The following is a 10,070-nucleotide window of genomic DNA, read 5'->3' as shown; positions in this document are numbered from 1 at the left end:
TCAGTAAGTTAATGATTTTTATTGCAGATTCATAACCATGGTAGTAACTTTATAAACAAAGTTGTGCAACAGGCACAAGGTATAAAAGCAATAGCCCTAATTAACCGAAGTTGCAGCTTTAAACCAATACTATTTTAACGTAAATACTTATATGTCTTTGATTTTTAGTTAATTAATATTTTGTGTTTTCACTAAATTAGAATTGTTAATAGGTTAATCTTAATTTCTAATATTATCTATAAAACATATTAAATAATTCCCTTGTAAAGAGCTGGGCTGGGGCAAGCTAGGATTTTAGCTTACAACACCTTAAAGGGTGTCCTGGTTGCTCCACTGATTCTTCAGTCACATGAGTATTTAACAAAAACTTGATTACCTATCCTATCCAAAGGCGTTTGGAGAAGTTTTTTAAAAGATTACATTGACAACATGCTCACCAACTTCATATCCACTTGTTCTCTCGGATGGATTTCATGATCTAGAAAAGTCAAGTTCTAAATTGTTCTCATAGATCCTCTTATAAAGACCCGTGGTTATAAATTCATTCCCATTGTCCACTTTTATACGTTTTGGAAGGCATTTTATACTATATATATCCACTATAGTTAAACCCATAAATCTAGTACAACCGAATAGTTGGTCTAACACAAAAACCATACTCCAGCACTCGTGTAAAGTAGATGAAGCATCATCATTAAATTACCTGTTTCAGGTTACTTAAAAGCAAAAACTATCTGTGACTCGGTAAATTTTAATTGTTTCATAAGTAAATAATCTGTTTTATAGTTAATAATTATTTACTCAGATTATTCTAGTTTTTATCTGTCCTGTTTAATGGTAGAAGGTCAAGTGATTCCTTGTTTAAATAACACACATAATTTCTTATTACATGTAATAAAACAAATTCACTTTAGCAGTTTACAATATACTACTCAAATATACTCTAGAAACAGATACTTTATTTGATAAAAACCTTGAAAACAACTTGTGAAGTTTCAGGATTACAACTTAAACATATTAATATAATTTTGTTCCCTAGTTTGCGAACATTGATATAGACTCTAGGCCATCTGCTTTTGTTTGCTTATAAAATTTAACTCTATTAATATTAATTTTTTATCTAATTTTAACAAAAATTATTTTTGAGATGGGCATTAAGAAATGTTTAATAATGATATATCTAGGCTTGTGTGCCCCAAACATATTTGCTCAACAATTCAATCCAAAAAAAATATACGATTACCAAAGCGCAACTTATAAGCTTATATTCTCTGAGCCAAAACATGCCCGTGATATTATTGACAGTCTAATTTCTGTACACCAAAAATGGCCAGACTCTTTAAAGGCTAATAATTTTAAAAACAAAGCCATTCTTAATGCTACTCAAAATGATTTAGACGCTGCACTATATTATTTTAAACAAAGTCTGGCCCATCTTAAAATGTCACAAGACAGGTATCCAGAAATGCTCAGTAATATTGCTGTCATTTATAAACGTCAGAATCTATTTGAAGAGGCCTTTAAAGCTATTGATTTAGGAGATAGTATAGCCAAAGCCCAATCTAACTTTGTCGCTTTAGGCTTATTGGCTGGACAACGATCTACCTGCTACACCAGATTACAAAATTATACATTAGCTATTGGTTTTCAAAAAGAAGCTATTGCATATTTTGAAAAAACCAATGACTTTATTGAAGAATTGTTAATTGAAAAACATAATCTGGCAAACCTCTACATGGAGTCTGGCAACTATCGTATTGCTAAAAATAGTTTTGAACAACTCATACCACAATTAAAAGAAAAAAATCGTTTATCCACATATTATTTAGCGCATCTTAATCTCAGCAAATGCCATATTGCTTTAGGTAATGAGAGCCAAGCTGATAGTTTAATTCAATACGCTAAATCAGGACTTAAGACCTTTGGTAATACTAATTTTTTGAGTTACGCAGATGAGTTAAAAGCAGAACTATTAGTAAAACAAAAGGAGTATAGTGCAGCTAGCCAACTGTATGATGGCATTATCAAAGCAGCTCTTGTGCATAACAATGAGCGCTTGTATAGTATAGCTGCGAAATACATAAACACTTTAGCCTTAACAGGTAAGCTAGAGGATGCGCGAATACTAGTACAACAAATTCTAAAATTATCTGAAATTCAAAACTCTAAACGCTTTGGTCTAATGGACCAAATTGAATTTTATAAACAGGTCACAACTCTTATGCCTCCAAACAACGGTACTATGAATGGTGAAATTGCAGCTTTTAAGCAACTAACGGTTTTACAAGATTCATTGCATCAAATAACCAACTTTACTATAAAAAAGCAGTTATCCTTAGAATATGAAAAACAGCTCAAAGAAAAAGATAATATTATTTTAGCTAAGAAAATTGAAAATGAAAAGAAAACAAGTTTTAGCTTATTGGTCTCTTTATTATTAGTATCACTTGGTTTACTTTTCTTGGTAAATTATTATCGTCAAAAGCATAAAATTCGCGCCATAGAAATGGCCAATTTAGCCAACGAGGAACAAATCCTTAAGTCTAAATTAAAAATCGAAAAAGAGTTAAATGAGTTTCGTCAGCGTGAAATAGAAAAGAAAAAAGCTGAAATGATGGCACTTAATATAGAGCATACTAAAACAGTTAATAAGTTTATTGAGTTCACTCATAAATTTGATGAAAACACACAACAAATAATTACGGAAAAATTCTCAGAACTCTCACCAAATGACAAATATTTAGATAAGATTCAACAGAAATTTAAACAGTTAAACCCTCATTTCATTTTTAAACTTAAAGAACTATATCCACAAATAAGTAATGTACAGATAGATTTCTGTTCCTTAATTAAAATGCGTTTTGATAATAAAGCTATCGCTGATATTTTAAATATTACTCACGAGACTGTTATTACTAAAAAGTATAGACTTAAGAAAAAAATGAAACTTCAAAAAGACATTGACTTCACATCATTTATAGAAGCATTGTAATATAAAATAGCACAATTATTTAGCACTCCATTAATTGTGTGCATTATGTAATAAAGCATATGCGTTGTCTATAGTTTGTCTATATATAAAATTCATGAGTCTATAGTTTATCCATGCTAGAGATGAACTCTATTATGGTTATTTCTTTAAGTTTGCAGGTAAATTAAATTTATTGCGTAACAAAATTAACATTGTGGACAAATCACTAACCTTTAACCTCAAACTAACTATTTTAAACCTTTTTTTTATGAAACAAAAATTACTATTTAACATTTCAAAATCAACAACCATCTCACTAAGTATAAATTTCTATATGCTATTTTTTGTAGCATTTACTTTTTGTACGACAATAGCAACTAGCCAAACTCTTATTGCAGACTATGGTTTAGGTCAAAATTCATTAAATGACGCTACTGGCAATTATGCAGATATTTCAATTGGTGCTAATGCAACCACAAATACTGTAAGTTCTTGTTCTGATAATCTAGGTAATTGGAATACTGGAATAAAAACACCAAGTCTCGTTACGTTAAACAGAAGTTCATTTCAATTTGATGTAACGGTTAATATCACTACTTTACCAACAGGAACTAATAAACATAATATTTTAACTTTTGATCAGTCTTATAGAGATTTTGGTTTAGGAATAGACAGTCAGGGTTTTCTTTACATTTATTATCACAATGGTTCAACCTCAAGTTCTTCTACTAATACTTTTATTGCTGGTACAGATTATGATATAAAAATTCAGTATATTAATGGCAATGCTAAATTAGTGGTTAATAATAGTATTGAAATTGAGGCTAACTTACCTAATCCATTACAAGGAGCAGCTGCAAATTTAGATAATTCTATTTTTTTAGGCGATAATCCAGGAGGAGTTTATTCTGTCGAAGCTTGTTATAGTAATCTTAAAGTATATAACAATCCACCAGTATTTACGCTAAGTACTCAAGATCATGAAATACTGCCTGAGTTTAAACTATATCCTAACCCAGTTAAAAACCAACTTTACATTACTAACAATAAAGGTTTGGACATAGATCAAATTTATATCTATACGCTACAAGGAAAAGTAGTAAAAACATCAAGAAATTACGAAAATTCCATTGATTTATCTAAATTAGCTGAAGGGATGTATCTTCTAAAGCTAGAAACTAAAAATGGGGAAAGCTTTGTGAAACAAATAATAAAGCAATAGGATATTACATAATTTTCATTAAAAAACCGCCTTATGAGGCGGTTTTTTAATGAATCAAATTCTAGTGTTTATTTAGAGATTTAAATGGTTACGTACATTTTTAAACCATTCTACTCTGATTAATACTGGATTAATAAGCCTACTGAATGCCAGTATGATGAAACCGTTTGACAACATGAAAACCGAAATAACCGGCAATCAATGTTGAACTTCCCAATAAACTTAAAGAAGTACAAAATTTACACGATGTAAATATTCACATGTTAGAAAATCTTGTTGAATACTATAAATCAGTTGACGGGAAGACTAAAAATAAAATTCTTAGCTCCATCTTACAGGACATTTACCTTTCTTGTTTACTTCGTGTTTGTGTAAAAGAAAGAGTGTAGTTAATTTGTTATTATTCATGGTTTTATATTTTTTAAAGTGGTACATCTAGAAATATAAATGGTACACCTAAAAGTGCACCTAATTTTTAATGTAATTATGATTTATTGGAAAGTATGTAATTTGAGGAAACAGGTAAAACCACTTATTTTAGGGCATAAAAAAAGCTCCACATTTCTGTGAAGCTTTACTTAGTAGCGGGAACTGGACTCGAACCAGTGACCTTCGGGTTATGAGCCCGACGAGCTACCTACTGCTCTATCCCGCGATTTAAATTCCATTATTTTACTTAGCTTTTAACTTTCGGTCCATAATGCCGACAAAATTATTGGACTGCAAATATACGATGCTTTTTAATTTTAGCAAGAATTAAAACAAAAAAATAACGCTTAGAATTTACTAAGCGTTATTAATCAAATCTTAATATGGCAAAATATTAATCCTCATTGCCTTCAGTGTCTAAAGTCGCTAATGCACCTTTCATATTTGCTTCATCTAAATCGAAATCTACGATATTTGGTAATTCATCTTTTAGTGTCGCAAAGTTTCCTTTAAATGCATTGTTGCTTAATAATAAAGTTTTTAGGTTAGTTAACCGCGCTAACTCGCCTGGTAAGCTTCCGTAGAAAGCATTATTTGCTAATACTAACTCTTCTAATTTTGTTAACTTACTTATTGATGCAGGAATTGTTCCTAATAAACTATTATCAAATAGACTTAGTACTTTTAAGTTCTTTAAATTTGAAATTGTAGTTGGTAGTTTACCCATTAAAAGGTTGCTACTTAAGATTAAATATTCAAGTTTTTCTAAATTTCCAATTGAAGAGGGTATCTCTCCAAAGAAACTATTATTATATAATTCTAAAGTCTTTAAGCTAGTTAAGTTTCCTATATCTTTAGGAATAGCTCCACCAAACTTATTAGAGAATAATTTTAATTCTTCTAAATTAACGAGGGTCGTTAAACTACTTGGTAATTTACCTTCAATCTTATTGAAAGATAGGTTTAATACTTTTAAAGCTGTTAAAGCAGAAATTTCTTCAGGAATATTCCCTTTAAGATTATTGAAGCTCAAATTAATAGCAACAACATTTTCACCTTCTATAGTTAAACCATACCAGTCAGAAACTGGTTGATCTAAATTCCATGAATTATTCCATGAATCTCCATTAGTTGCATTGTAAATTGCCACTAAGGCGTCTTTTTGACTTTCCGAAACGTTTGCAAATGTAAATGCAGAAAGCAAGCAACATAGCAGTGTTAGTTTTATAGTTTTCATAATAGCAGATTTCTGTGGAGGGGCACATTAACACTTAGTAATATAGAAGCAATTACTATAAACTGCAACATTTTTCGATGAACTACATAAGTTTATTTTTTATATCTTTGATTATCAGTATTTTAACTTTCACTACTGTTCTATGCTTTCTGCTTGAAAAGAGCTAATTTCATGATTTTCGGAAGTAACACTTAGCTGTATGGGATTACAGCAAATTTCACAATCTTCTATATAACTTTGGTGATTCTGAGACATATCAATAAGCATTGAAATTTGTTCCCAACAGTATGGACATTGAAAGAAGTATTCTTTCATATCATAAATTTTATAATTCTACATTTAGCAACTGGCCACTAATTTGCAATACGAATACTTCTGCCAGTTTTGCATCATATTTTGCCTGATTTCTACTCAATTCTGCAGTTAATAAATTGAGTTGTGCTTGCCTGAATTCAATAGAAGTGACTTGTCCCAGTTTAAACTTTTCTTGTGTTCTCAAAAAATTATTTTTCGCTGTTTTAATATTCTCTTCTTGTACTTGATATATTTTCACTTTATTTTGATAATCATCCCAAGCATTATTAAAATTACGTTCTATATCGAGTACTAATTGCTCTTTTTGTAATTTTTGATTTTCAAGATTTATTTGAGCATTTTTAACTCTTGTGATTGTTCCACCACCATCAAATATATTCCAACTTAAGTTGAGTCCAGCTGACAAACCTGTATTTGTTATGACAGCAACAAAAGATGCTGCATTATTATTATTTTCGTTCCATCCATACGTACCAATTAATCCAATGGTAGGCAAGTAACCTGACTTGTTTGCCTTTAACGTAAATTCGTTAATGGCTATATTTTTTTCATTCTGAACTAACGTAACGTTATTTTCTTTCAGTTGCCCTAAAAGCTCTTGTTTATTCAATTTTAAAAGAAAAGTCACTGTCGTATCTACTTCAAACTGTTGACTGATTTTATTACCCGTAACAAAATTTAAATCTCGTTTGGAATTTATTAAACTCTGTCTGGCATTAATAATATTTATAGAGTCGTTATTAATATCTACTTCCGCATTAAGCACATCTAATTTTGTATTCTGACCGTATTCAAATTGATATTCAGAACGTACAAGTCTATCTTTTGAAATATATAATGTTTCTTTGAGCGATTTTAAATTTTCTGATCGTCGCGCTACATCATAATATACGGTAAGTAATTGTGTAATTGTATTTTCAATGTTTTCTCTCGCTTGTAGTTCGCTTAGGTTATATTCTTCTTTTAATCGTTTATAATCATAATATCGACCTAACCCATCAAAAAGTGTATAATTTAAATTAATACTTGCGTTATACCTTGAGCTTTCCGCTCCATTTAAAGTTGTAGATTCTCCGTTAGAGAATTGTGCTTCCGTATTATCTAAATTATAGGTTGCACCAGCATTACCAGTTACTGTAGGTAAATAGCCTGAGTTCAATACACTTTTATTATTCTCTGCAATTTCTTGGTTATTATTGGCAATTTGAATACCATAATTATATTCCAATGCTAGCTCTATGGCTTCATTTGTTTCCACGACTTGTTGGGAAAAGCTACTATATGATAAACATATGACTAAACCGAGTAAAACTCTATAACGACTATTTTTTTTCATTTTCTTCTACTCTCAAATTATTAGTTTCGTCCTCATCATTTAAGTCATTTAACTCTGTATCTTCATCTTGCTCTTTAATAGCACGTTCTACTTCTTCTTTAGTAATGTCTTTTCCAGTTGCTAACCACTTAGCACCAACTTTAATATTATTACTGATAGATAAGAATAATGGAAGTACCAATAAGGTTAAGATGGTTGCATAAGCAATACCGAAAGTAATAGATAGTGCCATCGGTTTTAAAAACTGAGCTTGTCTACTTTTTTCTAAAAGTAATGGCGCTAAACCAGCAATTGTTGTTAAAGACGTTAAAAATATAGCTCTAAATCGAGATCTACCCGCTTCTGAAAGTGCTTCATCAAATTTCAAACCTTCTTTTAGGTTTGAATTGAACTTACCAATCAATACCAATCCATCATTAACCATAATACCAATTAAGGCAATAATACCGAGCAATGATAAAATATTAAGTGGAAAACCAAACCATAAATGTCCCCAAGCCACAGCTGTTAAGCTAAATGGAATTAGTAGTAAAAGTAGCAACGGCTGACTATAACTTCTAAAAGTAAATGCAATTGTGGCATATATTAATAAAATAATAACTAAACCGGCTGCACTTAACGAACTACTTAGTTTTTCTTTTTCTCTGTTCTGACCTTCAAAAGATGCTGAAATAGTGGGATATTTTGATTGTAATTCTGGAATAACATTTAAACGTAAATCTTCCATAATGTCCGTATTACTGGCATTAGGATCTTTCATGTCTGCTGAAATCTGAATTTCTCTTTGCCCTTCTAAATGATTAATAGCAACATCCCCACGAGCTATGCTATACTCTGCAATATTTCTGAGGTTTACTCTAGATCCAGTTGGTGTAATAATTCGCATTTCATCAAGGTCATTTATAGAACCTCTATTGCTTCTGTCGTAGCGTACCCAAACCCTAATTTCGTCTTGACCGCGCTGAAAACGTTGCGCCTGCACACCGAAGAAACCAGCACGAACCTGATTCATAACTGTTCTTAAATCTAAGCCCAATAGGTAAGCACTTTCCTTTAATTGTAACCTGATTTCCTTTATACCAGCAGGATCATTATCCTCCACATCCTTAAGTGCAGGATCTGCTTCCATAATATTCTTTAACTCTATTTTCGCAGCCTTCAACTCGTCTATTTTGTTTCCTAAGAGGGAAACTGATATTGGACTACCTCCAAAATTTCCACCCGAACCAAAAGTTAAGCGTTCCGTACCTAAAACCGGACCAACGATTTCTCTCAATCGATTAGCGACAAGTATAGAGCTAATGACGTCTGGTCGTTCCTCACCTGGCAACATATTTATTCTTAAGGTAGCACTAGATGAACTACTTATAGTTCTAATGGTATTTTCAAATAATAACTTGTCTGTATCTACTAAATATTTTTCTGAAAATTCTTGATTTAAGATTTCCGCCTTATCTTCTATCATTGATATAATAGAATCTGTAATTTTTTCATTAGTCCCATTAGGCATATCTAAGGTTACAGTAACTTGGTCACTGGCAATGCGCGGAAATAAAGTTACGCTAATAATACCACCACCAACTGCACCAAACGTAAACACTAATAGTGCAACAAATATTCCTAAAGCTAAAAGTTTAAATTCTAATACAAATCTTAAAGTTGGGGTGTATATTCTGTCTCTCAAAAAGCTCATAATGCGATCACCAAACTTATTTATAGCTCTCATTTTTCCAAAGAACTTCTTTACGCCTGTTAAGTCTCCATCGTTTTCTTTTTTAGCACGTAGTGCTTTTGAATGCGCTAAATGAGCCGGTAAAATGATTAAAGCTTCAACTAATGAAACGGTTAATGTTAAAATAACAATAACTGAAACCTCACCAAAAAATTCACCTATTCTACTGTCTAAAAATAAGAATGTTGAAAATGCTAATAATGTTGTAATAATAGCTGACACCACTGGTGGGATAACTTCCATAACGCCATCGATCGCAGCATCGATTGGACTTTTTCCACGTTCGTAATGTTGATATATGTTTTCTGCAATAACAATTCCATCATCTACCAAAATACCGATGACGATAATCATTCCAAAAAGTGACAATACATTAATCGTTACATCAAATTGGCCCGCAAACATAAACATACCTAAAAAAGAAATTGGTAGACCAAAAGCCACCCAAAAAGCTAGGCGTGTATTTAAAAATAGAGATAGAAAAATTAATACCAAAAGTATACCTGCCGCAGCATTTTCTAGTAAAAGCTGTGTACGTTGTTCTAAAGTGATAGATAAATCTCGTACCACGTTTAATTGAACATTATTATACTTTTGGTTGTACTCTTCTATATAGTCTTTTACCTGTTGTGCAGAGCTGACCAAATCTTCGTTATTAGTACTGGTAACCGTAATATCTACAGATAATTCCCTATTAAAATAAGTTGCGTTTGGTATTTCAGAAAAACGATCTCTAATAATTGCAACATCTTTAAGACGTACCGTTTTTCCTTCAGGTGTGGCCTTTATAATAACATTAGACAATTCATCGCCAAAATACGAGCGGTT

At 31.4% G+C, this 10,070-nt stretch carries 6 protein-coding genes and 1 tRNA gene; 2 read left to right on the top strand and 5 right to left on the bottom strand.

Annotation, left to right across the window (positions count from 1 at the left end; translation table 11 throughout):
• Positions 1 to 1,171 precede the first annotated feature (1,171 nt).
• Together ACTG3Y_RS12655 and ACTG3Y_RS12650 are read left to right on the top strand one after the other, a co-directional pair.
• A complete protein-coding gene (locus tag ACTG3Y_RS12655) occupies positions 1,172 to 2,992 on the top strand; it encodes a hypothetical protein (protein ID WP_439153286.1) in 1,821 nt (606 codons plus the stop codon).
• A 247-nt stretch (positions 2,993 to 3,239) separates the two neighbouring features.
• On the top strand, positions 3,240 to 4,193 hold the full coding sequence (locus tag ACTG3Y_RS12650) for a T9SS type A sorting domain-containing protein (RefSeq protein ID WP_439153285.1): 954 nt from the start codon (positions 3,240 to 3,242) through the stop codon (positions 4,191 to 4,193).
• A gap of 582 nt (positions 4,194 to 4,775) precedes the next feature.
• On the opposite strand, the gene ACTG3Y_RS12645 is transcribed toward ACTG3Y_RS12650, so the two are convergent.
• From ACTG3Y_RS12645 to ACTG3Y_RS12625, 5 genes are all read right to left on the bottom strand, one after another.
• Positions 4,776 to 4,848, bottom strand: a tRNA-Met gene (locus ACTG3Y_RS12645).
• 168 nt (positions 4,849 to 5,016) lie between these two features.
• A complete protein-coding gene (locus ACTG3Y_RS12640; RefSeq protein ID WP_439153284.1) occupies positions 5,017 to 5,859 on the bottom strand; it encodes a leucine-rich repeat domain-containing protein in 843 nt (280 codons plus the stop codon).
• A 132-nt stretch (positions 5,860 to 5,991) separates the two neighbouring features.
• Positions 5,992 to 6,174 (bottom strand): CPXCG motif-containing cysteine-rich protein, encoded by a 183-nt coding sequence (locus ACTG3Y_RS12635; protein ID WP_439153283.1) that lies wholly within the window; start codon positions 6,172 to 6,174, stop codon positions 5,992 to 5,994.
• A 10-nt stretch (positions 6,175 to 6,184) separates the two neighbouring features.
• Positions 6,185 to 7,510 (bottom strand): TolC family protein, encoded by a 1,326-nt coding sequence (locus tag ACTG3Y_RS12630; RefSeq protein WP_439153282.1) that lies wholly within the window; start codon positions 7,508 to 7,510, stop codon positions 6,185 to 6,187.
• Positions 7,497 to 10,070: efflux RND transporter permease subunit (locus tag ACTG3Y_RS12625; protein ID WP_439153281.1), on the bottom strand; the 2,574-nt coding region annotated here is incomplete at its 5' end. The genes ACTG3Y_RS12630 and ACTG3Y_RS12625, both read right to left, overlap by 14 nt.

This window comes from Winogradskyella sp. (assembly GCF_965656915.1).
In the GTDB taxonomy this organism is placed as follows: Bacteria; Bacteroidota; Bacteroidia; order Flavobacteriales; family Flavobacteriaceae; genus Winogradskyella.
Note: the sequence above shows the minus strand (reverse complement) of the source record. Positions and strands in the feature narration are given on the sequence as shown.